At 73.0% G+C, this 26,314-nt stretch carries 26 protein-coding genes; 23 read left to right on the top strand and 3 right to left on the bottom strand.

The genetic code is table 11. From position 1 onward, the window contains the following. Positions 1-10: 10 nt before the first annotated feature. The gene (locus tag IEZ25_RS07820) at positions 11-604 is read right to left on the bottom strand and encodes a class I SAM-dependent methyltransferase (protein WP_191198856.1); all 594 of its coding nucleotides are present in this window, start codon (positions 602-604) and stop codon (positions 11-13) included. Positions 605-755: 151 nt separating this feature from the next. Between IEZ25_RS07820 and pyrR the strand changes: the two genes are divergently transcribed. The 3 genes from pyrR to IEZ25_RS07805 are packed head-to-tail and all read left to right on the top strand — an operon-like array spanning position 756 to position 3,546. After that, positions 756-1,337, top strand: coding sequence for a bifunctional pyr operon transcriptional regulator/uracil phosphoribosyltransferase PyrR (gene pyrR / locus IEZ25_RS07815; RefSeq protein WP_191198855.1), 582 nt, complete (start codon positions 756-758; stop codon positions 1,335-1,337). After that, complete coding sequence (locus tag IEZ25_RS07810) at positions 1,334-2,272, top strand: aspartate carbamoyltransferase catalytic subunit (RefSeq protein ID WP_191198854.1); 939 nt, start codon at positions 1,334-1,336, stop codon at positions 2,270-2,272. Before pyrR ends, IEZ25_RS07810 begins: the two co-directional genes overlap by 4 nt. Beyond that, positions 2,272-3,546, top strand: a complete 1,275-nt coding sequence (locus IEZ25_RS07805; protein WP_191198853.1) for a dihydroorotase — start codon at positions 2,272-2,274, stop codon at positions 3,544-3,546. The genes IEZ25_RS07810 and IEZ25_RS07805 overlap by 1 nt, the downstream gene beginning before the upstream one ends. A 51-nt stretch (positions 3,547-3,597) precedes the next feature. Here the strand turns inward: IEZ25_RS07805 and IEZ25_RS07800 are convergent, their stop codons facing one another. After that, positions 3,598-4,338, bottom strand: a complete 741-nt coding sequence (locus IEZ25_RS07800) for a VOC family protein (protein ID WP_191198852.1) — start codon at positions 4,336-4,338, stop codon at positions 3,598-3,600. 32 nt (positions 4,339-4,370) lie between these two features. On the opposite strand from IEZ25_RS07800, the gene IEZ25_RS07795 reads away from it, so the two are divergent. Then, positions 4,371-4,781, top strand: coding sequence for a VOC family protein (locus IEZ25_RS07795; RefSeq protein WP_191198851.1), 411 nt, complete (start codon positions 4,371-4,373; stop codon positions 4,779-4,781). A 12-nt stretch (positions 4,782-4,793) separates the two neighbouring features. On the opposite strand, the gene IEZ25_RS07790 is transcribed toward IEZ25_RS07795, so the two are convergent. Further along, positions 4,794-5,501: a DUF3060 domain-containing protein gene (locus IEZ25_RS07790; RefSeq protein WP_191198850.1), complete on the bottom strand. Its 708-nt coding sequence runs from the start codon at positions 5,499-5,501 to the stop codon at positions 4,794-4,796. Positions 5,502-5,694: 193 nt separating this feature from the next. On the opposite strand from IEZ25_RS07790, the gene IEZ25_RS07785 reads away from it, so the two are divergent. The 19 genes from IEZ25_RS07785 to IEZ25_RS07695 all read left to right on the top strand — a co-directional run bounded on the left by IEZ25_RS07785 (position 5,695) and on the right by IEZ25_RS07695 (position 26,310). Further along, the gene (locus IEZ25_RS07785; RefSeq protein WP_191198849.1) at positions 5,695-7,323 is read left to right on the top strand and encodes an ABC-F family ATP-binding cassette domain-containing protein; all 1,629 of its coding nucleotides are present in this window, start codon (positions 5,695-5,697) and stop codon (positions 7,321-7,323) included. Between the two features lie 107 nt (positions 7,324-7,430). Further along, positions 7,431-8,588, top strand: coding sequence for a glutamine-hydrolyzing carbamoyl-phosphate synthase small subunit (carA, locus tag IEZ25_RS07780; RefSeq protein ID WP_191198848.1), 1,158 nt, complete (start codon positions 7,431-7,433; stop codon positions 8,586-8,588). Position 8,589: 1 nt separating this feature from the next. Beyond that, complete coding sequence (carB, locus tag IEZ25_RS07775) at positions 8,590-11,916, top strand: carbamoyl-phosphate synthase large subunit (protein ID WP_191198847.1); 3,327 nt, start codon at positions 8,590-8,592, stop codon at positions 11,914-11,916. Continuing rightward, positions 11,916-12,950 carry a quinone-dependent dihydroorotate dehydrogenase gene (locus IEZ25_RS07770; protein ID WP_191198846.1) on the top strand — a complete coding sequence of 345 codons (1,035 nt, stop codon included), beginning with the start codon at positions 11,916-11,918 and terminating at the stop codon, positions 12,948-12,950. The genes carB and IEZ25_RS07770 overlap by 1 nt, the downstream gene beginning before the upstream one ends. Next, a complete protein-coding gene (locus IEZ25_RS07765; RefSeq protein ID WP_191198845.1) occupies positions 12,943-13,779 on the top strand; it encodes an iron-sulfur cluster-binding protein in 837 nt (278 codons plus the stop codon). Before IEZ25_RS07770 ends, IEZ25_RS07765 begins: the two co-directional genes overlap by 8 nt. Next, on the top strand, positions 13,776-14,603 hold the full coding sequence (locus tag IEZ25_RS07760; RefSeq protein ID WP_191198844.1) for a beta/alpha barrel domain-containing protein: 828 nt from the start codon (positions 13,776-13,778) through the stop codon (positions 14,601-14,603). The genes IEZ25_RS07765 and IEZ25_RS07760 overlap by 4 nt, the downstream gene beginning before the upstream one ends. Continuing rightward, positions 14,600-15,436, top strand: coding sequence for an orotidine-5'-phosphate decarboxylase (pyrF, locus tag IEZ25_RS07755; protein ID WP_191198843.1), 837 nt, complete (start codon positions 14,600-14,602; stop codon positions 15,434-15,436). The genes IEZ25_RS07760 and pyrF overlap by 4 nt, the downstream gene beginning before the upstream one ends. Continuing rightward, a complete protein-coding gene (locus IEZ25_RS07750) occupies positions 15,433-15,876 on the top strand; it encodes a hypothetical protein (protein ID WP_191198842.1) in 444 nt (147 codons plus the stop codon). Before pyrF ends, IEZ25_RS07750 begins: the two co-directional genes overlap by 4 nt. 68 nt (positions 15,877-15,944) lie before the next feature. Continuing rightward, positions 15,945-16,892, top strand: a complete 948-nt coding sequence (locus IEZ25_RS07745; protein ID WP_191198841.1) for a Gmad2 immunoglobulin-like domain-containing protein — start codon at positions 15,945-15,947, stop codon at positions 16,890-16,892. A gap of 133 nt (positions 16,893-17,025) precedes the next feature. After that, positions 17,026-17,349: an integration host factor, actinobacterial type gene (gene mihF / locus IEZ25_RS07740; RefSeq protein WP_179620612.1), complete on the top strand. Its 324-nt coding sequence runs from the start codon at positions 17,026-17,028 to the stop codon at positions 17,347-17,349. A 68-nt stretch (positions 17,350-17,417) separates the two neighbouring features. Further along, entirely contained in the window at positions 17,418-17,972 is a 555-nt protein-coding gene (gmk, locus tag IEZ25_RS07735; protein ID WP_224748727.1) for a guanylate kinase, read from the top strand. Between the two features lie 28 nt (positions 17,973-18,000). Further along, on the top strand, positions 18,001-18,315 hold the full coding sequence (gene rpoZ, locus IEZ25_RS07730) for a DNA-directed RNA polymerase subunit omega (protein ID WP_191198840.1): 315 nt from the start codon (positions 18,001-18,003) through the stop codon (positions 18,313-18,315). A 13-nt stretch (positions 18,316-18,328) separates the two neighbouring features. After that, positions 18,329-19,546 (top strand): bifunctional phosphopantothenoylcysteine decarboxylase/phosphopantothenate--cysteine ligase CoaBC, encoded by a 1,218-nt coding sequence (gene coaBC, locus IEZ25_RS07725; RefSeq protein WP_191198839.1) that lies wholly within the window; start codon positions 18,329-18,331, stop codon positions 19,544-19,546. 72 nt (positions 19,547-19,618) lie between these two features. After that, on the top strand, positions 19,619-20,821 hold the full coding sequence (metK, locus tag IEZ25_RS07720; protein ID WP_191198838.1) for a methionine adenosyltransferase: 1,203 nt from the start codon (positions 19,619-19,621) through the stop codon (positions 20,819-20,821). Positions 20,822-20,883: 62 nt separating this feature from the next. Further along, the gene (locus IEZ25_RS07715; protein WP_191198837.1) at positions 20,884-22,893 is read left to right on the top strand and encodes a primosomal protein N'; all 2,010 of its coding nucleotides are present in this window, start codon (positions 20,884-20,886) and stop codon (positions 22,891-22,893) included. Between the two features lie 193 nt (positions 22,894-23,086). Next, entirely contained in the window at positions 23,087-23,632 is a 546-nt protein-coding gene (def, locus tag IEZ25_RS07710) for a peptide deformylase (protein WP_191198836.1), read from the top strand. Beyond that, positions 23,632-24,564, top strand: coding sequence for a methionyl-tRNA formyltransferase (gene fmt, locus IEZ25_RS07705; RefSeq protein WP_191198835.1), 933 nt, complete (start codon positions 23,632-23,634; stop codon positions 24,562-24,564). Before def ends, fmt begins: the two co-directional genes overlap by 1 nt. Beyond that, a complete protein-coding gene (locus IEZ25_RS07700) occupies positions 24,561-24,986 on the top strand; it encodes an MmcQ/YjbR family DNA-binding protein (RefSeq protein WP_191198834.1) in 426 nt (141 codons plus the stop codon). Before fmt ends, IEZ25_RS07700 begins: the two co-directional genes overlap by 4 nt. Before the next feature lie 25 nt (positions 24,987-25,011). Beyond that, the gene (locus IEZ25_RS07695) at positions 25,012-26,310 is read left to right on the top strand and encodes an RsmB/NOP family class I SAM-dependent RNA methyltransferase (protein WP_318152105.1); all 1,299 of its coding nucleotides are present in this window, start codon (positions 25,012-25,014) and stop codon (positions 26,308-26,310) included. Positions 26,311-26,314: the final 4 nt, after the last annotated feature.

Below are 26,314 nucleotides of genomic sequence, written 5' to 3'. Positions count from 1 at the left end.
CAGGGTCGGGTCAGGATCGGGTCAGGCGGTACCAGGTGCCCTGACGATCGGCGTCGGCCTCATCGACCTCGGCGTCCCGCTCCTGGGTGACCGTCCAGCCCGTGAAGGCTCGCTCGAGGTCCGCGGCGCTCGCACCGTGCCCGCCCCGGTACCACGGCTGGTGCGCCGCGGTGTGCAGGAGGATCGCGGCGCCGGGCTCCGCGAGCGCGGTGATGCCGGTGGCCATCAGCATGCGGTCGGCGTCGTCCAGCCCCTGGAAGCAGCCGACGTCGAGGAAGAGGTCGAAGGCGGTGCCGACCCCGCAGTGGACCAGGTGGCGGACGTCGCCGATGACGAACCTCGCGTCGTCGAGCTCGTTGCGGTGCACGGCCACGTCGACGGCCTGGCGCACGTTGTCGACGCCGATGGCGTCCCACCCGCGGTCGACGAGGAGCTTGGTGTGGGCGCCCCGCCCGCAGCCGAGGTCGAGTGCCCGCCCGCGCCGGTCCGGTCGGCTCTGCTCCTCGCGGGCGAGCAGCCGCTCGAGGACGGGGAGCCCGGCACGACCGGCCTTCTCCCACGGGACGATGCGGGCACGGTAGGCGGTGGCGTAGCGGACGCTCATGAGCGGTTCCTGACCTCGAGGGTCGGAAGGTACCGGCCACCGTCCACGCTACGCCGGAGGTCCCCACCCGGCGTGCCACTGCTAGGGTCGGGCCGATCGACATCCTTTAACGAGCCGTCCCGTGAGGCGGAGAAGGAGGTCCGGCGCGCAGATGCCTGCCCCCGACGACAGTCCCGCTGGGACGAGCCCCGACCCGCCGAGCGAGCGGCCGGACCGCACCGTGCTCGACGCCCGTGACATCTCCCGGGCGCTGACCCGGATCTCCCACGAGCTCCTCGAGCGCAACAAGGGCGCCACGGACCTGGTGCTGCTCGGCCTGCACACCCGCGGAGTGCCGCTGGCGCGGCGCATCGCCGAGAAGATCACCGCCGTCGAAGGTGCTCCCGTCGCGGTCGGCGAGCTCGACGTGACGATGTATCGCGACGACCTGCGATCCCAGCCGACGCGTCGCGCCCACAAGACGGCGCTGCCCAGCGGCGGGATCGACGAGAAGATCGTCGTGCTGGTAGACGACGTGCTCTTCTCCGGGCGCACCATCCGTGCGGCGCTCGACGCGCTGGCCGACCTCGGTCGCCCGTCCGCCGTCCGTCTCGCCGTGCTGGTCGACCGCGGTCACCGCGAGCTGCCGATCCGTGCCGACCACGTCGGCAAGAACCTCCCGAGCGCGCTGGCCGAGCGGGTCAGCGTGCGGCTCAGCGAGGTCGACGGCGTCGACGAGGTGAGCATCTCGTGAAGCACCTGCTCTCCATCGACGACCTGGCCACCGACGAGATCCACCAGATCTTCGAGACCGCCGCCGACATGCACGACGTGCAGCGGCGCGAGGTCAAGAAGCTGCCGGCCCTGCGCGGCCGGACGGTCGTCAACATGTTCTTCGAGGACTCGACCCGCACCCGCTCGTCGTTCGAGATCGCCGGCAAGTGGCTCTCGGCCGACGTGATCAACGTGAGCGCCAAGGGCTCCAGCACGTCCAAGGGCGAGAGCCTGCGTGACACCGTGCTCACGGTCTGCGCGATGGGTGTCGACGGACTCGTGATCCGGCACCCGGCCAGCGGGGCGGCGCTGCAGGTCAGCGAGTGGGTCGACGCTGCGGTGGTCAACGCCGGCGACGGGATGCACGAGCACCCGACCCAGGCCCTGCTCGACGCCTACACCCTGCAACGCCGGCTCGGCTCGCTCGAGGGCAGGCACGTCGCGATCATCGGCGACCTCACCCACAGCCGGGTGTTCCGCTCCAACATCCAGTGCCTGACCCGCCTCGGTGCCCGCGTCACGGTCGTCGCGCCACCCACGCTGATGCCCAGCGGCGTCGGAGCGTGGTCGGCCGCGGCCGGCTTCGAGACGTCGTACGACATCGACGAGGTGCTGCCGGAGGCCGACGCGGTGATGATGCTGCGCGTCCAGCGTGAGCGGATGTCCGGCGCTTTCTTCCCGAGCGCGCGGGAGTACACCGTGGGCTACGGGCTGACCCGCAACCGCCTGGCCCTGCTCAAGCCGGATGTGCCGATCTGCCACCCCGGCCCGATGAACCGCGGCCTCGAGATCGCCGCCGACGCCGCCGACGCGGCCCAGTCGGTCGTGCTGGAGCAGGTCTCCAGCGGCCTGGCGATCCGGATGGCCGTGCTCTACCACCTGCTTGCGGGGGAGACCCGAGGAGAGACCGCCTGATGTCGCTGGTGATCAAGGGAGCCTCGCTGCTCGGCGAGAAGACCGCGGACCTCTACGTCGACGACACCGGGATCCTCCAGCCCGTCGACGCGGCACCCTCCGGTGCCGAGACCATCGACGCCGACGGCCTGGTCGCGCTGCCCGGCCTGGTCGACCTGCACACCCACCTGCGCGAGCCGGGACGCGAGGACGCCGAGACGATCCTCACCGGCTCGCAGGCGGCGGCGCTCGGCGGCTACACAGCGGTGCTGGCGATGGCCAACACCTCGCCGGTCACCGACACCGCGGAGGCGGCGACCCGGGTGTGGGAGCTCGGCCGTGAGGCCGGGCTGGTGCACGTCCAGCCGGTCGGCGCGGTGACCCGCGGACTCGGCGGCGAGGAGCTCGCCGAGCTCGGACTGATGCACCGCTCCCGTGCCGGCGTGACCGTGTTCTCCGACGACGGGAAGTGCGTGCACGACGCCCGGGTGATGCGCCGTGCGCTGGAGTACGTCAAGGCGTTCGGTGGGGTGGTGTCCCAGCACTCGCAGGACCCGGCGCTCGCCGGACCGGCCGCGTGCTGCCACGAGGGCGAGCTGTCCGGCCGGCTCGGGCTGCCCGGCTGGCCCGGCATCGCCGAGGAGGTCATCGTCGCCCGCGACGTGATGCTGGCCCGTCACACGGGATCGCGCGTGCATGTCGCGCACGTCTCCACCGCCGGCTCCGTCGAGGTGGTGCGCTGGGCGAAGGCCCACGGCATCGACGTCACGGCCGAGGTCACGCCGCACCACCTGCTGCTGACCACCGACCTGCTGACGGGCTACGACCCGACCTTCAAGGTGAACCCGCCGCTGCGCCCGCAGGAGGACGTCGCCGCGCTGAGGGCCGGGCTGCTCGACGGCACGATCGACGCCGTCGCCACCGACCACGCGCCCCACGCACGCCACGACAAGGAGCACGCGTTCGTGGACGCGGCGTTCGGGATGCTCGGCCTCGAGACCGCGCTCGGCGTCGTCCGCACGGCGTTGCCCGACCTGTCGTGGGCCGACGTCGCGCGGGTCATGTCGGTGACTCCGGCACGGATCGCCGGGCTGGCCGACCAGGGGCGCACGCTCGAGCCCGGCTCGCCCGCCCACGTCGTGCTGGTGGACCCCGATGCGTCGGTCACCGTCGACCGCGACGCCTCGGCGTCGCTCTCGCGCAACAACCCGTGGCACGGACGCGTGCTGACCTCCCGCGTCGTGCACACGGTGTACTCCGGGCGGGTGACGGTCCGCGACGGCGTGCTGGTCTGACGTCCGGTCGCGCTCGGGCCGAGGTGAGCTTCCACGCGTGTGCGGGGCCGCTCAGCGAGGGGTGACGACCCCGGTCGTCGGGTCCCGGTCGGTCAGGCAGTAGACCTGACCGCCGGGCGCGGTCAGGGCCGTCCAGAACGCGTTGACCGAGACGACCTCGGCTCCCAGCCCGACGTGGCGCTCGGTGTCACTCCCGCGGTCGGCGCTCGCGAAGTCGGGATGGGCGCGCACCGTCTCGTCGGCCTCGAGGAGTCGCTGCAGGAGGATCCGCACCCGGCCTGGTGCGGCCAGGCGGGCGAAGCCGGGCAGGCTGCCCTGCTGGAGCTCGCACCCGGTGAGGTCTCGCCAGAAGCCGATCTCGGCGTCCCAGCGTGCGGCCGGGATGTCGAGGCAGACCTGGTCGAGGATCGTCGAACCGTCCCGCACCAGCTCGGGTCCGGGTGGATCGACGTCGAGCAGTGTCTGGCAGAACGTGAAGCCGCCGGGGGAGCGCATCACCTCGACGCCCTCGTAGACCCAGGCGGTCGTGGCACCGAGCGAGCGGGCACGCTCGATGGCTGCGGGACGGTCCTCGTGGTCGAGGTCGAGGTGCACCCCGGCGGTGGCCTCGACGGCCTGCACCTTGACGTACGCCGACCCTGCCGCCGGCAGCAGCGTGAGGAACTGTCCGTCCTCGCCGCGGCGCTCGGAGGGCCGCCACCCGGTGACCGCGGACCAGAAGGCCACGGCCTCCTCGAACGCCGAGGACGGGGTGTCGAGGAAGACCTGGATCCAGCCCGGTCGGGTGCTCATGCCGCGATCCTGACACGTCGTACAGTCGAGCGATGAGCGACGAGCAGCCGGTGGTGCCGCAGCTGCTGCACACCGTCCTCGACGCCACCGACGTCCGGGGCGAGGCCGAGTTCTGGCGGCAGCTCCTCGGGCTGGTCTACCGACCCGGCGACGAGGTGGAGCAGGCGCAGGACTGGCTCGTCCTGACGCACCCTGATGGGCGCCGCTGCCTGGCCATCCAGGAGGTCGAGCAGCTTCCGGGGAGCCGGTGGCCGGAGCCCGGCCAGCCGTCGGTGTCACACCTCGACATCACCGTGCCGGCCCGTGCAGCCCTCGACGCGGCCGACGCACGGGTGCTGGCACTGGGAGGCGAGCCCCGGCTCGACCGGACCGACGACCCCGACGAGCCACTGCGGGCGTACGCCAGCCCGGCCGGCCACGTGTTCTGCGTGTTCGTGGCCTGACCGGGCGTCGGATCAGGCGCGCCTGTTGACCCGGACGCGGTTGTTGGCGCCCTTGACGCTGAGCTTGGTCTTCCCCTTCTTGACGACGGCGGTGTTGTTGGCACCGACGATCGTGAGCACCGGCAGCTTGGACACCTTCACGGTGTTGTTGGCGCCACGCACCGTGACCTTCGTGGCCTTCGTGCCGCGATAGGTCGTGTTGCTGCCCTTGATGGTGACGGCACCCGCCGTGGCGACCCTGGCCTGCTGGTTGCCGCCGCGCAGCAGCACCTTGCCGGCGGAGGCCGCCTTGACGGCGTTGTTGCCGCCGGTGAGGGTGGCGTCGCCGATGGCCCCGGAGAACGTCGCCTCGTTGTTGCCGCCCCCCACGGACACGGACCCGGCACCGAGCCCGGTGACGGTGTCGTTGCCACCCGTGATGGTCAGCGTGCCGATGTCGCCGGTCGCGGTGACCTCGAGGTTCCCGCCGGCCACGGTCAGCGAGGTGACCGCTGGCACGACGACGGAGATGTTGGAAGCATCGATGCGGACGTCGGTGCACACGCCGGTCAGCGTCACGTCGTCGAGGGTCGAGGGGATGGTGACCGGCCCGCCGGCACAGTCCAGCACCGCCGGCTCGGCGTGGGCCGGGGTCGCGACGGCGACGAGGGCGGCCGAGGCGGTGAGTGCGGTGGTCGCGGCGAGGGCGAGTCGGGAGAGGACGGACGTCGTGGAGTTCATGCCGCGATGCTGCCCCACCCGCTCGGTCGTGAAACCGCCCGTGCCCCAAATCGGTTGGCCCGCACCGACGGAGGTGCCTAGGCTGGTGCACATCATGTGGATCCAGGACTGACCCGACTCGCGTCCGCGGCGGCGCCCCGTGTGCGCCCGATGGCCCGGCGAGTCCCTCTCCCGCTCCTCGAAGGACGTCCGCATGCCAGCGACCACCCCCGCCACCTCCCTCGCCCCGCTCGTCGTCAGCGGCCTGTCGGTGACCTATCCCGACCGGACCGTGCTGACCGGCGTCGACCTGCTCGCGCAGCCAAGTCGTCGGATCGGCCTCGTCGGCGAGAACGGCGTCGGCAAGTCCATCCTCCTCCGCGCGGTGGCCGGTCGGCTGCCCACCCGGGCGCGGGTCTCCGGCACCGTGCAGGCCCCCGACGACCTGGTCCTGCTGGGCCAGGAGCCACCGTTTCGCGACAGCGCGAGCCTCGCGCAGGTGCTCGCGATGACGCTGGCCCCGCTGCGGGCGGCCGTGGCCGACGTCGAGCGTCTCGCCGGGGAGCTCGGCACCCCCGAAGGCGACGCGGCGTACGAGCGGGCGCTGGAGCTCGCGACCGCGCACGACGCGTGGGACGCAGACCGGCGTGCCGAGGTGGCCGCAGGTCGGCTCGGTCTCGACGGCATCGCACCGGACCGCGTCGTCGGGACCCTGTCCGGTGGCCAGCGCACCCGCCTCGCCCTCGCCACGATCATGACGACCAGGCCGACCTGCCTGCTGCTCGACGAGCCGACCAACCACCTCGACGACGAGGCCATCGAGGTGCTCACCGGCTTCCTCCGCGACCTGCCCGGTGTCGTGGTGCTCGCCAGTCACGACCGGGTGCTGCTCGACGACGCGTGCACCGACCTGGTGGACCTCGACGCGGGCGAGCTCGGCACGGACGGCAGCGGTGGGCGCCGGTTCGGTGGTGGCTGGAGCGACTACGAGGCGGCCCGTGCCGACGCACGACGTCGCTGGGAGGAGACCTACGCCGCACAGCAGGAGGAGCTCGGCCGGCTGCGCGACGCGACGCGGATCGGCACCGGCTCGGTCGCTCACGACCGCGGTCCGAGCGACGGGGACAAGTTCATCCATGCCTTCAAGGGCGCCCGCGTCGAGCAGACCCTCGCCCGGCGCAAGAAGGACGCGCAGCGGCGCCTGGCGGCGGCCGAGCGCGAGCAGGTCGGCAAGCCGCCGGCGCCGCTCGTCTTCCGCGGCGACCTGACCACGTCGGCGTCCGGACGGCTGGTGCAGGCGCGCGACGTCGAGGTCACGGGCCGGATGCGCCTCGCGCGCCTGGACCTGGCGGCGGGGGAGCACCTGCTCCTCACCGGACCCAACGGGTCGGGCAAGTCGACGCTGCTGGGCGTCCTGTCCGGGCGGCTGAAGGCGAGCGCCGGCACGGTCGAGGTGTCCGCGCGGACGGTCCGCGAGCTCACCCAGGACCCGGAGGTCACCGAGCCGACGCGCTCCGCGCTGGCGACGTACGACGCCGCGGTGCGCGATCTCGCCGACCCGCCCCGCCTCCGCGACCTGGGTCTGCTGCACCCCCGCGAGCACCGGACACCGGTCGGGAGCCTCTCGGTCGGTCAGCGCCGACGCCTCGGCCTCGCGGTGGCGATCGCGGCGGCGCCCGACCTGCTCCTGCTCGACGAGCCCACCAACCACGTGTCGCTCGCTCTCGCCGGCGAGCTCGAGGAGGCCCTGGCCAGCTCACCGGGCGGTGTGGTCCTGGCCTCGCACGACCGGTGGCTGCGGCGCCGCTGGGAGGGGCCGGAGCTCGCCCTGACGCCGTGGTGACGACGCGTGGACGCGGTGCCGGAGGAGGCGTCCGGCGCTGGTAGGGTCGGCTCCGGCTCGAACATCCTTTAACGATCCGTCCCGTGAGGCGGAGAAGGAGGTACGGCATGGCTCTGCCTGCCAAGAATCTGACCGCAGCGCTCCTGGTCCTCGAGGACGGGCGCACCTTCCGCGGTGAGTCCTTCGGAGCCGAGGGTGAGACCTTCGGCGAGGCCGTCTTCTCCACCGGCATGTCCGGCTACCAGGAGACGCTGACCGATCCCAGCTATCACCGGCAGGTCGTCGTGATGACCGCGCCGCACGTCGGCAACACCGGGATGAACGACGAGGACGTGGAGTCCTCGCGCATCTGGGTCGCCGGCTACGTCGTGCGCGACCCCGCCCGGGTGCCGTCCAACTGGCGCAGCGTGCGCACCCTGGACGACGACCTGCGCGACCAGGGCGTCGTCGGGATCAGCGGCGTGGACACCCGTGCGTTGACCCGCCACCTGCGCGAGCGCGGCGCCATGCGGGTCGGGATCTCCACGACCGAGACCGACCCCGAGCGCCTGCTGGCCCGGGTGCTCGAGTCGGGCGAGATGGCGGGCGCCAACCTCAGCGAGGCCGTGAGCACCGCCGAGGCGTACGTCGTCCCCGCGGTCGGCGAGAAGCGCTTCACGGTCGCCGCGGTCGACCTCGGCATCAAGGCCAACACCCCGCGGATGATGAGCGAGCGCGGCATCGAGGTGCACGTGCTGCCGGCCACGGCGTCGCTCGAGGACGTGCAGGCCGTCAGCCCCGACGGGCTGTTCTTCTCCAACGGTCCCGGCGACCCGGCCGCGACGACCGGACAGGTCGAGCTGCTCCAGGGCGCGCTGCGAGCCGGCATCCCCTACTTCGGCATCTGCTTCGGCAACCAGCTCTTCGGCCGCGCTCTCGGGTTCGGCACCTACAAGCTGAAGTACGGCCATCGCGGGATCAACCAGCCGGTGATGGACCGCACCACCGGCAAGGTCGAGGTCACCGCCCACAACCACGGGTTCGCCGTCGACGCCCCGCTCGAGGGCGCCACGACCACCGAGTTCGGCGAGGTCGCCGTCAGCCACGTGTGCCTCAACGACGACGTGGTCGAGGGCCTCGAGCTCCGCGACGCCGACGGGGCGCTGCGAAGCTTCTCCGTCCAGTACCACCCCGAGGCCGCGGCCGGTCCGCACGACGCCGCCTACCTCTTCGACCGCTTCGTCGACCTGATGACGAGCTCGACGTCCGGCAGGAAGGACGCCTGACATGCCCAAGCGCACCGACATCCAGAGCGTCCTGGTCATCGGCTCGGGGCCGATCATCATCGGCCAGGCCTGCGAGTTCGACTACTCCGGCACCCAGGCCTGCCGGGTGCTGCGCCAGGAGGGCCTGCGGGTCGTCCTGGTCAACTCCAACCCCGCCACGATCATGACCGACCCCGAGTTCGCCGACGCCACCTACGTCGAGCCGATCACGCCGGAGTACGTCGAGAAGGTCATCGCCAAGGAGCGACCCGACGCACTGCTCGCCACCCTCGGCGGCCAGACGGCGCTCAACTGCGCGATGGCCCTCGACAAGGCCGGCGTGCTGGAGAAGTACGGCGTCGAGCTGATCGGCGCCTCGATCGAGGCGATCGAGCGCGGCGAGAACCGCCAGCAGTTCAAGAAGATCGTCGAGCAGCTGGGTGGCGAGTCCGCCAAGAGCGTCATCTGCCACTCGATGGACGACCTGCTCGCCGCGGCCGACGAGCTGGGCTACCCGATGGTGGTCCGTCCGTCGTTCACGATGGGCGGCACCGGCTCCGGCATGGCCTACGACGAGGCCGACCTGCGCCGCATCGGCGGCTCCGGCCTGGCGGCCAGCCCGACCACCGAGGTGCTCCTCGAGGAGTCGATCATCGGCTGGAAGGAGTACGAGCTCGAGGTGATGCGCGACCGCGCCGACAACAGCGTGATCGTGTGCTCCATCGAGAACCTCGACCCGATGGGCGTCCACACCGGCGACTCGATCACCGTGGCACCGGCGCTGACGCTCACCGACCGGGAGTACCAGAAGATGCGCGACCTCGCGATCGCGATCATCCGGGCCGTCGGCGTCGACACGGGTGGCTGCAACATCCAGTACGCCGTCAACCCGGCCGACGGGCGCCTGATCGTCATCGAGATGAACCCGCGCGTCTCCCGGTCGTCGGCCCTCGCCTCGAAGGCGACCGGCTTCCCGATCGCCAAGATCGCGGCCAAGGTCGCGATCGGCTACACCCTCGACGAGATCCAGAACGACATCACCCGGGAGACCCCGGCGTCGTTCGAGCCGACGCTCGACTACGTCGTGGTCAAGGTGCCGCGCTTCGCCTTCGAGAAGTTCCCCGAGGCGGACCCGACGCTGACCACGCACATGAAGTCGGTCGGCGAGGCGATGGCGATCGGTCGCAACTTCACCGAGGCGCTGCAGAAGTCGCTGCGCTCCCTGGAGAGCAAGCACGCGCCCTTCGACTGGCACAAGGAGTTCGTCGAGCTCGACAAGGCCTCGCTCCTCGAGGAGATCAAGGTCCCGCACGACGGCCGCCTCAAGAAGGTCATGGACGCCATCCGGGCCGGCGCGACGCCCGAGGAGATCTTCGAGGCCACCAGGATCGACCCGTGGTTCGTCGACCAGCTCGCGCTGATCAACGAGGTCGCCGTCCAGCTCATCGACGCCACCGAGCTCACCCCGGAGCTGCTGCGCCTGGCCAAGCGCCACGGCTTCTCCGACGAGCAGATCGGCAAGATCCGCGGTCTCTCCGCCGACGTCATCCGCGGCGTGCGGCACGCGCTCGGGATCCGGCCGGTCTTCAAGACGGTCGACACCTGCGCGGCCGAGTTCGCCGCCCAGACGCCGTACCACTACTCGTCCTACGACGAGGAGACCGAGGTGCAGCCGCGCGCGGAGGGCAAGCAGGCCGTGATCATCCTCGGCTCCGGGCCCAACCGCATCGGCCAGGGCATCGAGTTCGACTACAGCTGCGTGCACGCCTCGCTCGCGCTGGCCGAGGCCGGCTACGAGACGATCATGGTCAACTGCAACCCCGAGACGGTCAGCACCGACTACGACACCTCCGACCGGCTCTACTTCGAGCCGCTCACGCTGGAGGACGTCCTCGAGATCGTCCATGCCGAGCAGCAGGCCGGCCCCGTCGCGGGCGTCGTGTGCCAGCTCGGCGGCCAGACTCCGCTCGGCCTCGCCCAGGGGCTCGCCGACGCGGGCGTGCCGATCGTCGGCACCACGCCCGAGGCGATCCACCTCGCCGAGGAGCGCGGCGCCTTCGGTCGCGTCCTCGCCGACGCCGGCCTGCCCGCGCCCAAGCACGGCACCGCGACGTCGTACCCCCAGGCGCAGCGGATCGCCCACGAGATCGGCTATCCGGTCCTGGTCCGACCGTCCTACGTCCTGGGCGGGCGCGGCATGGAGATCGTCTACGACGATGCCGCGCTGGAGGCCTACCTCGAGAAGTACGTCGCCAACGGGCTGATCAACGAGCGCCAGCCGGTGCTCGTCGACCGGTTCCTCGACGACGCGGTCGAGATCGACGTCGACGGGCTCTTCGACGGCGAGGAGCTCTTCCTCGGCGGGGTGATGGAGCACATTGAGGAGGCCGGCATCCACTCCGGCGACTCGTCCTGCGCACTGCCCCCGATCACGCTCGGGCGCGAGGAGATCGAGCGGATCCGCCGCTCGACCGAGGCGATCGCGCGCGGCCTCGGCGTGCGCGGGCTGCTCAACATCCAGTTCGCCCTGGCCTCCGACGTGCTCTACGTCCTCGAGGCGAACCCGCGCGCGTCCCGGACCGTCCCGTTCGTCTCGAAGGCGACCGCGACCCCCCTCGCGAAGGCGGCCGCCCGGGTGATGCTGGGGGAGTCGATCGCGGAGCTCCGCACGGCCGGCGTGCTGCCGGCCGAGGGCGACGGCGGGCACCTGCCCGACGGGTCGCCGATCGCGGTCAAGGAGGCGGTCATGCCCTTCGACCGCTTCAAGACCGCCGACGGCCGCACGGTCGACGCGCTGCTCGGCCCCGAGATGCGATCGACCGGCGAGGTGATGGGCTTCGACGCGGTCTTCGGCACCGCGTTCGCCAAGGCGCAGGCCGCGGCCTACGGATCGCTGCCGCTGTCGGGCAAGGTGTTCGTGTCGGTCGCCAACCGCGACAAGCGCCACATGATCTTCCCGGTCAAGCAGATCGCCGACATGGGCTTCGAGATCCTCGCCACCGCCGGCACCGCGGAGGTGCTGCGTCGCAACGGCGTGGAGTCGACCGTCGTGCGCAAGCAGTCCGAGGGCGAGGGTCCCGACGGTGAGAAGACGATCGTGGGCAAGATCCTGGACCGCGAGGTCGACCTGGTGATCAACACGCCCCACGGCGCCACCAGCGGGGGGTCTCCGCGGGCCGACGGCTACGAGATCCGCACGGCCGCCGTGCTGACCGACATCCCGTGCATCACGACCATCCAGGGCCTGGGTGCCGCCGTGCAGGGGCTGGAGGCGATGCGCCGCGGCGACATCGGTGTGCGGTCGCTGCAGGACTGGGCACGGCTCGCTGCCGACAGCCGGACGTTGTGATGGTGCGTCCCTACGACCTGCTCTTCGAGCAGGGCCTGACCCGGGTCGACGCCGAGCGCATCCACCACGTCGCGTCCCGCGCGATCCGGGTGGCGGCTCCGGTGACGGGCCGCACCCTCCGCCTGCCCTCGATGCCGGTGCGGGCGCTCGGCCTGACCTTCCCGCACCCGCTCGGCCTGGCGGCCGGCTTCGACAAGTTCGCCGTCGGCATGGACGGTCTCGCCGCCCTCGGGTTCGGTCACGTCGAGGTCGGCACCGTGACCGGTGAGTCGCAGCCGGGCAACCCGCGCCCGCGGCTGTTCCGTCTCAAGGCCGACCGCGCGATCGTCAATCGCATGGGCTTCAACAACGACGGTGCCGTCGTCGTCGCACGACGGCTTGCGGCGTGGCGGGCCGGCGGCGGCTCGACGATCCTCGGGGTGAACATCGGCAAGACCAAGGTGGTGCCGGAGGACTACGCCGTCCGCGACTACGAGAAGTCGACCGGTCTGCTGGCCCCCTACGCCGACTACCTCGTCGTCAACGTCTCCTCGCCCAACACCCCGGGCCTGCGCGACCTCCAGGCCGTCGAGAAGCTCGAGCCCCTGCTCGCCGCCGTACGCCGTCGAGCCGACGAGGTGCGCCCCGACCACCGGGTGCCGCTGCTGGTCAAGATCGCTCCCGACCTCAGCGACGACGACGTGCTCGCGGTCGCCGACCTCGCCCTGGCCTCGGGGCTCGACGGGATCATCGCCACCAACACCACGATCAGCCGCGACGGCCTGGCCAGCCCTGCCGGTGAGGTCGAGGGCATCGGCGCGGGCGGGCTCAGCGGCCGGCCCCTGACGCAGCGGTCGGAGGACGTCGTGCGCCTGCTGCGCGGGCGCGTCGGCCCCGACCTCACCCTCGTCGGCGTCGGCGGCATCAGCACCGTCGACGACGCGCGCCGGCGACTCGCCGCGGGCGCCGACCTGCTGCAGGGCTACACCGCCTTCGTCTACGAGGGTCCGCTGTGGCCGCGGAGGATCGTGAAGGGGCTCGCCACGGATGCCTGAGGCGGCGGTCGGCGGGGCGGTCCACGGGTCCGGGCACCCGGTCCACGTGGACGGCGAGGTGGTGGCCACCAAGCGCATCGGCGGCTACCAGCACCTCACCCTGACCGCACCCGGCGTGCCCGAGGGCTTCCGGGCCGGCAACTTCGTCGCGGTCAGCGTCGCCGGCCACGTCGCCCGCCGCGCGCTGTGGATCCACCGGGTGCGTGCCTCCAGCGCGTTCGGACCGACGCTGGACGTCGTCGTGGAGCGGCGCGGCGACGGGTCGGGATGGCTCGCGGCGCAGCCGGTGGGCACGCGCATCGCGATCACCGGGCCGCTGGGGCGTCCCTTCGCGTTGCCCAAGGAGGCGGTCTCATGCCTCCTCGTCGGCGAGGGCTACGCCGCCGCGCCGCTGTTCCCGCTCGCCGAGCGGCTGCGCGAGCGCGGCTGCGCGGTCTCGCTCGTCGTCTCCGCCCCCGACGAGTCACGGCTCCTGTCCGCGCTCGAGGCGCGCCGCTCGGCCCGGTCGGTCACCGTGCTCACCGCCGACGGCTCCGTCGGTCTGCGCGGCCGGGTCGGCGACCACGTCGGCGACCTGCTCGCCAGGAGCGAGGCCGACGTGGTCTACGCCGCCGGACCCCACGAGGTGCTCCGCGCAGCCGCCTCCGCCGCCGAGAGGGTCGGCGCCTGGAGCCAGGTGGCGGTCGAGACGTGGACGCCCTGCGGCACCGGGCTCTGCCACGGCTGCCCGCTCCCGGTCGTGGGGGAGGACGGGGTGGCCCGGGTGGTCCGTGCCTGCACCGAGGGCCCCGTCGTGCGCGGCGACCGCGTCCGCTGGGACGACCTGTGAGCGCGCAGCTCCCCGGTCCCGTGATGGTGGCGTCGGGCTGCGGCGGCACCGGGCGCGAGCTCGAGGCCTTCGCCGGCGCCGCGGGCATCGCCGGGCTCCACCTCGTCACCCGCTCGATCACCCTGGACGCCCGCCCCGGCGGCGCCGCCCCGCGCGTCGCGGAGGTGCCCGGCGGCCTGGTCAACGCCGTCGGCCTCCCCAACCCGGGTCTCGAGCACTTCCTCGCCACCGAGCTGCCGTGGCTCGTGCGCGCCGGCGTGCAGGTGACCGTGTCCATCGCGGGAGCGACGCTGGGGGAGTACGCCGACCTGGCGCGCCGCCTCAGCCGCGCGCCGGGCGTCGTCGGGCTCGAGGTCAACGTGGGTGCGCCGGACGACGCGGGCACCGGCCTGTTCGAGGTGCGCGAGCCCTACCACTCCGCCAGCGTCGTCGCGGCCGTGCGCCGGGAGTTCCCCTCCGACCGCCCGCTGCTCGCCAAGCTCCGCCCCGACGTGTCCCGGATCGTCGAGGGTGCCCGCGCCTGTCACGAGGCCGGCGCGAGCGCCGTGGTGATCGGCAACTCCGTGCCTGCCGCGTTCCCCGACGGCCGCGCCGGCGGCCTCAGCGGCCCCGCGATCGCCCCCATCGCGCTGCGCTGCGTCGCGGCCGTGCGTGCGGCCTTGCCTGACGTGCCGACGGTCGGGAGCGGCGGCGTACGCGACCTCGCCTCCGCCCGCGCCTACCTGGACGCGGGCGCCCTCGCGGTCCAGGTCGGCACCGCGCTGCTCCACGACCCCACCACCGTCGCCCGGCTCCGGGCGGACCTCGCAGAGGAGACCCCATGACCGCGTCCAGCCAGCCGTTCGGCACCCGCCTCGCCCGCGCCATCGAGGAGCGGGGTCGCTTCTGCGTCGGCATCGACCCCCATGCCGCGCTCCTCCAGGAGTGGGGTCTCGGCGACGACGTGGCCTCGCTGGAGCGCTTCGCCCTGACCGTCGTGGAGGCCGTCGCGCCGGTGGTGGGCGTGGTCAAGCCGCAGAGCGCCTTCTACGAGCGCTTCGGCAGCCGCGGCATCGCGGTCCTCGAGCGGGTCGTCGCGGAGTCCCGGGCCGCTGGAGCGCTGGTCCTGATGGACGCCAAGCGCGGCGACATCGGCTCGACCAGCCAGGCCTACGCCGACGCCTACCTCGACCCGTCGTCGCCGTTGGCCTCCGACGCCCTCACCGCCAGCCCCTTCCTCGGCTTCGGCTCGCTCGACCCGATGCTCGACGCCTGTCGCCGGCACGGCGCGGGCCTCTTCGTCCTCGCCCTCACCTCCAACAAGGAGGGCCCCGAGGTGCAGCACGCCCGCACCGCCGCGCGCACCGTCGCCGCGACCGTGCTCGACCACCTGCGCGCGGCCAACGCCGGGGCGCTGCCAGTGGGCTCGTTCGGTGCGGTCGTCGGCGCCACGATCGGCGCGACCGAGGAGGACCTGGACATCAACGGCCCCCTCCTGATGCCCGGCTTCGGCGCCCAGGGCGGCACGACGGCCGACCTGGAGCGGATCCTGGGGGCCGCGGCCCGGTGGGCGCTGCCGAGCTCCTCGCGCGAGGTGCTGCGCGCCGGCCCCGACGTCACCGCGCTCCGCGACGCCGCACTCCGCGGGACCGAGGCGGTGCAGGGACTCGGCGCGTGAGGCTGCGACCTCCCGCTGCCGTCCTGTCCCTCGTCGCGCTGCTCGCTGCGGGTTGCTCGAGCGACCCGCAGGAGACCTACTGCCGGGCCGTCGAGGCGCACCAGGGGGAGCTCACGGAGATCGCCGCCTCGGACGACTCGGGCGCCGTCCTCGACGCGCTCGACGCGTACGACGACCTGGCGTCGAAGGCGCCGCGCGACATCGCCGACGACTGGGAGGACGTCATCGTCCCGCTGCGGGACCTGCAGCAGGCGCTGGGCGACAACGGCGTCGACCCGTCGGCGTACTCGGCCGAGAAGCCGCCGGCCGGGGTCGACCAGACCGCGCAGGGCGAGATCGAGGCGGCTGCCCGCGAGGTCGGGTCCGAGCGGACCGTCGCCGCGATGGCAGCGGTCGAGCAGCAGGCCCTCGACGTCTGCGGCACGCCTCTCTCGCGCTGAGACGTCAACCGGCCGGGTCGCCAGCTCGTCCCACCACTGTGGACACACGACGAGGACGGACCCGCACGATGGGTCCTCGCACGCAGGCGGCCGTGGTGTGCGGGATGCTGGTCGTCCTGGGTGGGTGCATCCCCTCGGGGCCCGTCAGCACTTCCCCGCCCGCCAGCGACCCCAGCAGCACCCCCACCTCCGCCCCACCGAGCGCCGCCCCCCGGGACGACGCGGCTGCGCCAGCCCAGAGCCCGCCACCGCCCGGCACCCGCGGCCTGGTCTACGTCGCCGGGCCGCGAGCGCGGACGGGGGAGCTGCTGCTCTTCGCCGAGCAGACGTCGTTCGCGGGCCGCAAGGACCTGCTGGCCGCGGCGCGCGCCGCGACGTCAGGGGCGCCGGCCGATCCGGACCACACCTCGCTGTGGCGCACCGGCGCACCCGTCGCGGTGCGGCTGTGGTGGGACGGCGACGAGGGCTACTACGACGTACGCCTTCCCGACGTCCGCAGCACGGAGCGCCCCGCCGGCACCACGATGCGGGAGGCCCATCTCGCGATCCAGCAGGTCGTGTGGACCCTGCAGTCGGTCGGCGGGATCGCGGCGCCCGTGAGGTTCCACGTCGGTCGTCGGGGCGACCCCGTCACCGACCTGCTCGGTGTGCCGGCGACGGGGCCCGGCGCCACCTACCTCGCCGCCGACCACGGCGGCGTGCTCAGCCGCGTGGACATCCTCGCCCCGGCCGAGGGCGCACGCGTCCAGGGCGAGGTGGCGCTGTCCGGCCTCGCGGAGTCCTTCGAGGGCACCGTCGCCATCCGGGCCTTCGACGAGTCCGGAAGGCGGGTGCACGACGACTCGGCGACGGCCGAGCAGTGCTGCGGTCGCCTGTGGCCCTGGCGCCACGTCCTGGACACCTCCGGTTGGGAGCCCGGGACCTACGTCGTCCAGGCCCTCACCGATGATCCGGTGGGCATCGACAACGGCAGCGACGGTCCCGAGATCGACACGCGGACGATCGTGGTGAGGTGACGACCCGGGCGGATCGCTCCTGTCACGCAGATCACCTCCTGGACGGCATCTGGCGCACGCGATTGCCTGCCCGCTGACGATCTGGCTAGATTGAGCCGACCCTCCGCCGGACCCACCCCAAAGGACAGCATTCGTGGCCTTGCCCCCTCTGACGCCCGAGCAGCGCCAGGCAGCCCTCGACAAGGCGGCGGCCTCCCGTCGCGAGCGGGCCGAGGTGAAGAACCGCCTCAAGAACTCCGGCGGCTCCATCCTCGACGTGCTGCACGAGGGTCAGACCAACGAGGTGATCGGCAAGATGCGGGTCGTCGAGCTGCTGCAGTCGGTCCCGGGCCTGGGCCGCGTCCGCGCGCGCCAGGTGATGGAGCGCCTCGGCATCGCCGAGAGCCGCCGGGTCCGCGGGCTCGGGGTCAAGCAGGTCGCCGCGCTCGAGCGTGAGTTCGGCCCCGACGCATCGTGACCGACGCCCACCCCCACGCCCGTCCCGACGCCCGCCCTGTCACTGCGCCCTCCACCGGCCGCTCGCGGCTGATCGTCCTCGCCGGTCCCACGGCCGTGGGCAAGGGCACCGTGGCCGCCGCCGTGCGCGAGACGCACCCCGAGGTGTGGCTGTCGGTCTCCGCCACCACCCGCCCGCCCCGTCCCGGGGAGGAGAACGGCGTGCACTACTGGTTCGTCTCCGACGAGGAGTTCGACGCCATGGTCGACAAGGGCGACCTGCTCGAGTGGGCCGTGGTCCACAAGGCCGCCCGCTACGGCACGCCCCGCGGCCCGGTCGACCTCGCCCTCGCGTCCGGGCACCCGGCCATGCTCGAGATCGACCTCCAGGGCGCGCGACAGGTGCGCGAGACGATGCCCGAGGCGCTGTTCGTCTTCCTCAAGCCGCCGTCGTGGGAGGAGCTCGTACGCCGCCTGGTCGGTCGCGGCACCGAGAGCGAGGCCGAGCGCGAGCGTCGCCTGGAGACCGCGCGGGCCGAGCTGGCCGCCGAGAGCGAGTTCGACGTCACCATCGTCAACCACGAAGTTCACGCGGCAGCCGACGAGTTGGTAGCCTTGATGGTTGGACCGGCATCACCTTCCTGACCGACCTGACTAGCGAGGCACCCACACCGTGGCTTCTCCCACCATCGCCGCCGAAGGCGTGACCAACCCTTCGATCGACGACCTGCTCAGCAAGACCGACAGCAAGTACAAGCTGGTGCTCTACAGCGCCCAGCGTGCCCGCCAGATCAACGCCTACTACTCCCAGCTCGGCGAGGGCCTCCTGGAGTACGTCGGCCCCCTCGTCGACACCCACGTGCAGGAGAAGCCGCTCTCGATCGCGCTCCGCGAGATCAACGACGACCTGCTGACCTGCGAGGACATCGACCCCGCCGCCGAGGCCGCCGCTGCCGAGGCCGCTGCCGCCGGCGACGCCACGGAGTGACGCGGAGCTCGCGATGACCGTCAGGGTCGTCCTGGGCGTCTCGGGCGGCATCGCGGCCTACAAGGCCTGCGAGCTGCTGCGCCGCTTCACCGAGTCGGGGCACGACGTGACCGTCGTGCCCACGGCCGCGGCCCTGGAGTTCGTCGGGGCGCCGACCTGGGCGGCGCTGTCCGGCAAGCCGGTCTCGACCGAGGTGTGGGCCGACGTCCACGAGGTGCCCCACGTGCGCATCGGCCAGCAGGCCGACGTGGTCGTGGTGGCCCCGGCGACGGCAGACCTGCTCGCCAAGGCCGCCCACGGACTGGCCGACGACCTGCTCACCAACACGCTCCTGACCGCTCGCTGTCCGGTCGTCCTGGCCCCGGCGATGCACACCGAGATGTGGGACCACCCGGCCACCCAGGCCAACGTCGCCACCCTGCGCGCGCGAGGCGTGGTCGTCATCGACCCGGCCGAGGGGCGGCTCACCGGCGCCGACATCGGCAAGGGCCGGCTCCCCGACCCGGTCGAGATCTTCGAGCTCGTGCTGGGCGTGCTCGACCGAGGCCCGGAGGCTTCGCAGGACCTCGCGGGTCGGAAGGTCGTCGTCTCGGCGGGCGGGACCCGCGAGCCGTTGGACCCGGTGCGATTCCTCGGCAACCGCTCCTCGGGGCTGCAGGGCTACGCCCTCGCCCGGGCCGCCGCCGCCCGTGGCGCCCACGTCACGCTGGTCAGCGCCAACGTGACGCTGCCCGACCCCGCCGGCGTGAGCGTCGTACGCGTCGAGACGACCGCTCAGCTGCGCGAGGCCGTCGTCGCGGCCACGTCGACCGCCGACGCCGTCGTCATGGCTGCCGCGCCCGCCGACTTCCGGCCCACGTCGGTCAGCGACGCCAAGATCAAGAAGGCCGGCGACGGCTCGGCACCGGCGATCGAGCTGGAGCAGAACCCCGACATCCTGGCCGAGATCTCGCGCGAACGAGCCCGACCGGGATCGGTGATCGTGGGGTTCGCCGCCGAGACCGGCGACGACACCGGCTCGGTGCTCGAGCTCGGGCGCGCCAAGCTCGCCCGCAAGGGCTGCGACCTGCTGGTCGTCAACGACGTGAGCGGAGGCGCCGTCTTCGGCAGCGCCGACAACGAAGCGGTCGTCCTGTCCGCCGACGGCGACGCCGTCGACGTGCCGCGCGGGTCCAAGAGCGCGCTCGCCCACGTCATCTGGGACCAGGTCGCCCGGCGATTCGCTGACTGAGACCTGCGTCTTGGATGCTGGTCAGCAGGTACGTTTTTCCCGATCCCGTTCCGCAGAAGAATTGAGAGCACCGTGGCTGGACGCCTGTTCACCTCCGAGTCCGTGACCGAGGGACACCCCGACAAGATCGCCGACCGCATCAGCGACTCCGTCCTCGACTACCTCATGTCGCACGACGCCGACCGCGAGAACCTGCGCGTGGCGGTCGAGACCCTGTTGACCACGGGCCTCGTCGTGGTCGCGGGCGAGGTGCGCACGACGGCGTACGCCCCGGTGGCCGACATCGTCCGCAAGGCGATCCTCGACATCGGCTACGACTCCTCCGACAAGGGCTTCGACGGCACCACCTGCGGCGTCCAGGTCGCCATCGGTGCCCAGTCCAGCGACATCGCCGCCGGTGTCGACGCCGGTCACGAGTCGCGGGTCGGCTCCTCCGACGACGAGCTCGACAAGCGCGGCGCCGGAGACCAGGGCCTGATGTTCGGCTACGCCTGCGACGACACCCCCGAGCTGATGCCCCTGCCGATCACCATCGCGCAGCGCCTCGCCCAGCGCCTCACCGCAGTGCGGAAGGACGGCACGCTCGACTACCTGCGCCCCGACGGCAAGACCCAGGTCACCATCGAGTACGACGAGGACGACCGCCCGGTGCGCATCGACACCGTCGTGCTGTCGACCCAGCACGGTCCCGACGTCGAGCACGCGCAGCTCGAGGCCGACATCAAGCAGCACGTGATCGACCCCGTGCTCGCCGACTTCGAGCTGCCGTCCGAGGGCTATCGGATGCTGGTGAACCCGACCGGCACCTTCGTCATCGGTGGCCCCATGGGCGACGCGGGCCTGACCGGCCGCAAGATCATCGTCGACACCTACGGCGGCATGGCCCGGCACGGCGGCGGTGCCTTCTCCGGCAAGGACCCGTCGAAGGTCGACCGCTCGGCCGCCTACGCCATGCGCTGGGTCGCCAAGAACGTCGTCGCCGCGGGCCTGGCCCGTCGCTGCGAGGCCCAGGTCGCCTACGCGATCGGCAAGGCCGCGCCGGTGGGCGTGTTCATCGAGACCTTCGGCACCGGCGTCGTGGCCGACGAGAGGATCCAGGAGGCCGTGCTCGAGGTCTTCGACCTCCGCCCCGCCGCGATCATCCGCGACCTCGACCTGCTCCGCCCGATCTACGCCGAGACCTCGGCCTACGGTCACTTCGGCCGCGAGCTCGCGGAGTTCACCTGGGAGAGCACCGACCGCGCCGAGAAGCTCAAGGCGGCCGCCGGCGTCTGAGCCGGTCCCGTTCGTCCACAGGGGCCCGACAGGTGTCGGGGGCCGCTGACAGAATCACCCGCATGACCTCACGCGAAGCCCCGGAAGCAGACATGCTCCCGGGGCTTCGCGCTGCCGTCGACGACGCGAAGGCCAGGGCCGCGGCCACCAGGCGACGCACGGCGGCGTCCTGGGAGCCGGCGGAGGTCGACCCGGTGGCGCGGGTGCTCGTCGACATCGCCCTCGCCCACCTCGACCGCCCGTTCGACTACGCCGTCCCCACCACGATGGCCGACACGGCCGTCCCGGGAGCACGCGTCAAGGTGCGCTTCGCCGGCCAGGACGTCGACGGGTTCGTCGTCGAGCGCGCCAGCGACAGCGACCACACCGGTCGCCTGCAGCCGCTGCGCCGCGTCGTGAGCCCGGAGCCGGTGCTGGCACCCGAGATCGTCGCGCTGAGCGAGACGCTCGCCCGGAGGTACGCCGGCGCCCGCTCCGACGTGCTGCGCCTCGCCGTGCCGCCGCGCCACGCGACCGCCGAGAAGGCCGGCTCTGCTCCCGCGCCGACGCTCTCCGCCGCCGTCGAGCCGACGAGCTGGGGCGACGTCGCGCACGCCGACGCCTTCCTCCGCCGCCTGGCGGCGGGGGAGTCGCCGCGGGCGGTCTGGTCCGCGGCTCCCGCCGACGACTGGCCGGCGATGGTCGCGGAGGTGGTCGCGACGACGTACGCCGCCGGGCAGGGCGTGCTGGTGTGCGTGCCCGACCGCCGCGACGTCACCCGCGTCGACGCAGCTGTCCTCGCGCTGCTGGGCGAGGGGCACCACGTCTGCCTGACCGCCGACGGTGGCCCTGCCGCGCGCTACCGAGACTTCCTGGCTGTCGCGAGGGGAGCACGCCGGGTCGTCGTGGGCACCCGCTCCGCGGCCTTCGCGCCGGTGCGCGACCTGGGCCTCGTCGTCATCTGGGACGACGGAGACGACCTCCACGCCGAGCCCCGTGCGCCCTATCCCCACACGCGTGAGGTCCTCCTCGCCCGTGCGGAGCAGCAGCGGGCCGCAGCGCTCGTCGGGGCCGTGGCCCGCAGCGCGGAGGCCCAGCAGCTGCTGTCGTCGAGCTGGGCGCACGAGCTCCTCACCCCGCGGGCGGTGCTGCGACGACGGGCGCGCGTCGAGGCGGTGCCGGCCGAGGACCGCCAGGTGGGCACCCGCGTGCCGCGCGCGGCCTATGACGCGATCCGCACCGGGCTGGGGTCCGGACCGGTCCTGGTGCAGACGCCACGCGCCGGGTACGCCGCCTCGCTGGCCTGCGACACCTGCCGGGCACCCGCGCGGTGCACGGTGTGCACGGGTCCGCTCGCCCTGTCCGGACCGACCGTCCCGCCGCACTGCCGGTGGTGCGGCCACGTCGCGTCGGCCTGGGCCTGCCCGACCTGCGGTGGCCGGGGCCTGCGGGCCCCGGTGCGGGGCGAGGCGCGCACGGCCGAGGAGCTCGGTCGGACGTTCGCCGGCACGACGGTGCGCAGCTCGAGCGGCGAGCGCGTGCTCGATCGGGTCGGCACCTCTCCCGACATCGTGGTCGCGACCGTGGGCGCGGAGCCGGTCGCCGACGACGGCTACACCGCGGTGGTCGTCCTCGACACCTGGCTCACCCTGGCCCGCGACGACCTCCGCGCCGACGAGGAGGCGCTGCGTCGCTGGTCCAACGCGGCCGCGCTCGTGCGCGCCGGCGGACACGTGGTGGCGGTGGGCGACCCCGCCCATCCCGCCCTGCAGGCGCTCGTGCGGTGGGACCCGGCCGGCTTCGCCCGCCGCGAGATCGAGGAGCGGGTCCAGGCCCACCTGCCACCTGCGGCGCGTCTGGCCACCGTGACCGGCGACCTCGGTGCGCTCGACGACGTGCTGCACCTCCTCGACCTCCCCGACGGTGCCGAGGTCCTCGGGCCGGTGCCCGTCGACGACGAGCACCGGGTGATCCTGCGGGTCCCGTGGACTCGGGGTCCGGCCCTGTCCGCGGCTCTCGGCGACCTGCAGCGCCTCCGGTCGGCACGCAAGCTCGACCCGGTGCGGATCCAGGTCGACCCCCTCACCCTCTGACCGCGTGTGCCGGGGGTCTGGGAGGCCGACGTCATGGCGGCCGGCGGCTGCGGCGACCAGCCACCATGACGTACACACACGACGTCATGGCGCGCGGCGGCTCCGGCAGCCCACCGCCATGACGTCCCTCCCGACGCCTCCCTAGACTTGGTCGCTCCGCCAGTCCCGCAGTCCTCGAGCCTCAAGGAGCTCCGTGGCCGTCCAGCCCATCCGACTCTTCGGTGATCCCGTGCTGCGTCAGCGTGCGATCGAGGTCGACAGCTTCGACCGCGAGCTGCGTCAGCTCGTCACGGACCTCACCGACACGATGCTCGCCGCCCCGGGAGCCGGACTCGCGGCGCCACAGATCGGGGTCGGCCTGCGGGTGTTCACCTGGAACGTGCACGACGAGGTGGGTCACCTGGTCAACCCGTCGCTGGAGCTCTCCGACGACACCCAGGACGGCGCCGAGGGGTGTCTCTCGCTGCCCGAGCTGACCTACGATTGCCTGCGCGCCCTCTCCGTGGTCGCGACCGGCTTCGACATGCACGGCGAGCCCCAGCGGTTCGAGGCCTCCGAGCTGCTCGCTCGCGCGATGCAGCACGAGACCGACCACCTCGACGGCATCCTCTTCATCGACAAGCTCGACACCGACGCACGCAAGGCCGCGATGAAGGAGATCCGCGAGTCCGAGTGGTTCGGCGTCGAGAAGCCCACCGTCCGGGTCAGCCCGCACCAGACGTTCGGTCTCGGTCGCTGATGCGGGTCGTCTTCGCCGGCACCCCGGAGGTCGCGCTCCCCGCACTCGAGGCCGTCGCCAGCAGTCGGCACGACCTGGTGGGAGTCGTCACGCGACCCGACGCCCCGAGCGGGCGCGGGCGCAGGCTGGTGGCCAGTCCGGTGGCGCAGCGGGCCGAGGACCTCGGCGTACCGGTGCTGAAGCCCGCGCACCCCCGCGACCCGGACTTCCAGACCGCGCTCGCAGGTCTCAGCCCCGACGCCTGCCCGGTGGTGGCGTACGGCGCCCTCCTCCCGCAGTCGGCCCTCGACATGGTGCCGCACGGATGGATCAACCTGCACTTCTCGGTGCTGCCGGCGTGGCGCGGCGCGGCGCCCGTGCAGCACGCCCTGTGGGCCGGCGACGAGCTGACCGGGGCCACCACGTTCCGCATCGTCAAGGAGCTCGACGCCGGTCCGGTCTTCGGCGTGATGACCGAGCGGATCCGGCCGAGCGACACGGCCGGCGACCTGCTCGACCGGCTCGCCACCGGCGGCGCCGGGCTGCTCGTGCAGACCCTGGACGGCATCGAGGACGGCCGCCTGGAGGCGCGCGAGCAGGAGGCGGACGGCGTCTCCTTCGCCCCCAAGATCCTGGTCGACGACGCTCGCGTGGACTGGACGCACCCGGCCGTCGGCGTGGATCGGCAGGTCCGCGCGTGCCACCCGGCGCCCGGTGCCTGGAGCACCTTCGAGGGCGAGCGGATCAAGATCGGCCCCCTCACCCTCGTCGAGCGTGACGCGCTCGCGCCCGGCGTCCTCGAGGTCACCAAGAACGCCGTCTTCGTCGGCACCGCCACCGGTGCCGTGCAGCTGGGTGTGGTCAAGCCGTTCGGCAAGAAGGAGATGGCCGCCGCGGACTGGGCCCGCGGCGTGCGTCTCGAGTCCGGCGCGCGCCTAGGCTCGGACGGGTGAGCACCCACGACCAGCGACCCGCGCGCCCCGAGGACATCGACGAGATCTGCGCCGGGCTGCCCGAGACCGAGCTCGGCACCTCCTGGGGCGACCGCCCGACGTGGAAGGTGCCGCGCGGCGCGAAGGGCAAGGGCTTCCTGCTCTACCGCGCACCGGGCCCGACCGCGATCGACCCGGAGACGGGGGAGCCCTACGAGGACCTCGTGGTGGTCACGACGCCGACCGAGGTCGAGAAGCACGCGCTCGTCGAGGACGACACCAACCCGTTCTTCACCATCGAGCACTTCAGGAGGCACAGCGCAGTCCTGGTGCAGCAGTCCCGGCTGGGAGAGATCACCCGCGCCGAGCTCGCCGAGATCCTCACCGAGGCCTGGGCCGCCAAGGCACCGAAGAGGCTCGTGCGGGAGCACTTCGGTGAGTGACAGGTCCCCGGCAGGCCGCCGTCCGGTGGACCGTCCGCGGCGCGCCGCACTCGAGGTGCTCACCGCGGTCCGGGTCGACGGGGCGTACGCCAACCTGGTCCTCCCGCAGGTGCTGCGCAAGCACCGGCTGGAGGGCCGCGACGCCGGTCTCGCGACCGAGCTGGCGTCCGGGGCGATCCGGATGCACGGCCTCTACGACCCGATCATCGACGCGTGCCTCACCAAGCCGCGACTGCAGCCCGAGGTCCGCGACGTGCTGCGGCTCGGGGTCCACCAGCTGCTCGCCATGCGAGTGCCCGACCATGCCGCGATCTCGACCAGTGTCGACCTCGTCCGTGCCACGGTCGGCCGGGGACCGGCGGGGCTGGTCAACGCGGTCCTGCGCAAGGTGAGCCGTCAGGACCGGGGCACGTGGATCGAGCAGGTGGCACCCGCGCCGGACACCGATCTGCGAGACCACCTCGCCGTCGCGGAGTCGCACCCCCGCTGGGTGGTCGACGAGCTCGCCGAGGCCCTCGGGTCCGACGACGAGCTCGGCCGGCTCCTCGCGGCCGACAACGCTCCACCGCGCGTGACCCTGGTCGCCCGGCCCGGGCTGGCAGAGGTCGCGGAGCTCGAGGCCGCGGGCGGCACCCGCACCAGCCGTTCGCCCTACGGCGTGGTGCTCGACGGTGGCGACCCCGGTGACATCGCGGCGGTCGCCGAGGGGCGTGCCGGTGTGCAGGACGAGGGGTCCCAGCTCGTGGCCCTCGCGATGGCCGACGCTCCTCTGGCGGGTCGCGACGAGCGCTGGCTGGACCTCTGCGCCGGTCCCGGCGGCAAGGCAGCGCTGCTGGCCTCGTTGGCCTTCCGACGCGGCGCGACCCTGGTCGCCCACGAGCGGCAGCCGCACCGGGCCGCGCTCGTGGCCTCCGCGGTCCGGGCGGTGCCACCGGAGGCGGTCCACGTCCTGGCGGGTGACGGGACCAGGCCCGCCTGGGTCCCGGGCACCTTCGACCGCGTGCTCGTCGACGCACCCTGCTCGGGACTGGGCGCCCTGCGCCGGCGCCCCGAGTCGCGCTGGCGGCGTACGCCGGAGGACGTCGAGGTGCTGGTGGGGCTGCAGCAGGTGCTCCTCGACGTGGCGCTCGAGTCGGTCCGTCCGGGTGGGGTGGTGGTCTACGCGACCTGCTCGCCGGTGCTCACCGAGACGGTGCAGGTCGTCGAGGCCGTGGTCGGCCGTCGCGACGACGTGGAGGAGGTCGATCGCTTCCAGCTCTGGCCGCACCGTGACGGCACGGACGCGATGTTCGCCGCGACCCTGCGTCGCCGCGCGCTGGCCTGAGGAA

It is taken from the genome of Nocardioides hwasunensis (assembly GCF_014779665.1).
Taxonomy (GTDB): domain Bacteria; phylum Actinomycetota; class Actinomycetes; order Propionibacteriales; family Nocardioidaceae; genus Nocardioides; species Nocardioides hwasunensis.
This window is presented reverse-complemented; position numbering and strand designations above follow the sequence as displayed.

Excerpts from the sequence above, each read along its gene's own strand:
- carB (WP_191198847.1), top strand. The coding sequence starts at position 8,590 with ATGCCCAAGCGCACCGACATCCAGAGCGTCCTGGTCATCGGCTCGGGG.
- pyrR (WP_191198855.1), top strand. The coding sequence starts at position 756 with ATGCCTGCCCCCGACGACAGTCCCGCTGGGACGAGCCCCGACCCGCCG.
- IEZ25_RS07805 (WP_191198853.1), top strand. The coding sequence starts at position 2,272 with ATGTCGCTGGTGATCAAGGGAGCCTCGCTGCTCGGCGAGAAGACCGCG.
- coaBC (WP_191198839.1), top strand. The coding sequence starts at position 18,329 with ATGACCGTCAGGGTCGTCCTGGGCGTCTCGGGCGGCATCGCGGCCTAC.
- fmt (WP_191198835.1), top strand. The coding sequence starts at position 23,632 with ATGCGGGTCGTCTTCGCCGGCACCCCGGAGGTCGCGCTCCCCGCACTC.
- IEZ25_RS07745 (WP_191198841.1), top strand. The coding sequence starts at position 15,945 with ATGGGTCCTCGCACGCAGGCGGCCGTGGTGTGCGGGATGCTGGTCGTC.
- IEZ25_RS07785 (WP_191198849.1), top strand. The coding sequence starts at position 5,695 with ATGCCAGCGACCACCCCCGCCACCTCCCTCGCCCCGCTCGTCGTCAGC.
- IEZ25_RS07765 (WP_191198845.1), top strand. The coding sequence starts at position 12,943 with ATGCCTGAGGCGGCGGTCGGCGGGGCGGTCCACGGGTCCGGGCACCCG.
- IEZ25_RS07790 (WP_191198850.1), bottom strand. The coding sequence starts at position 5,501 with ATGAACTCCACGACGTCCGTCCTCTCCCGACTCGCCCTCGCCGCGACC.
- IEZ25_RS07800 (WP_191198852.1), bottom strand. The coding sequence starts at position 4,338 with ATGAGCACCCGACCGGGCTGGATCCAGGTCTTCCTCGACACCCCGTCC.
- IEZ25_RS07820 (WP_191198856.1), bottom strand. The coding sequence starts at position 604 with ATGAGCGTCCGCTACGCCACCGCCTACCGTGCCCGCATCGTCCCGTGG.
- IEZ25_RS07795 (WP_191198851.1), top strand. The coding sequence starts at position 4,371 with ATGAGCGACGAGCAGCCGGTGGTGCCGCAGCTGCTGCACACCGTCCTC.
- IEZ25_RS07770 (WP_191198846.1), top strand. The coding sequence starts at position 11,916 with ATGGTGCGTCCCTACGACCTGCTCTTCGAGCAGGGCCTGACCCGGGTC.
- pyrF (WP_191198843.1), top strand. The coding sequence starts at position 14,600 with ATGACCGCGTCCAGCCAGCCGTTCGGCACCCGCCTCGCCCGCGCCATC.
- carA (WP_191198848.1), top strand. The coding sequence starts at position 7,431 with ATGGCTCTGCCTGCCAAGAATCTGACCGCAGCGCTCCTGGTCCTCGAG.
- IEZ25_RS07715 (WP_191198837.1), top strand. The coding sequence starts at position 20,884 with ATGACCTCACGCGAAGCCCCGGAAGCAGACATGCTCCCGGGGCTTCGC.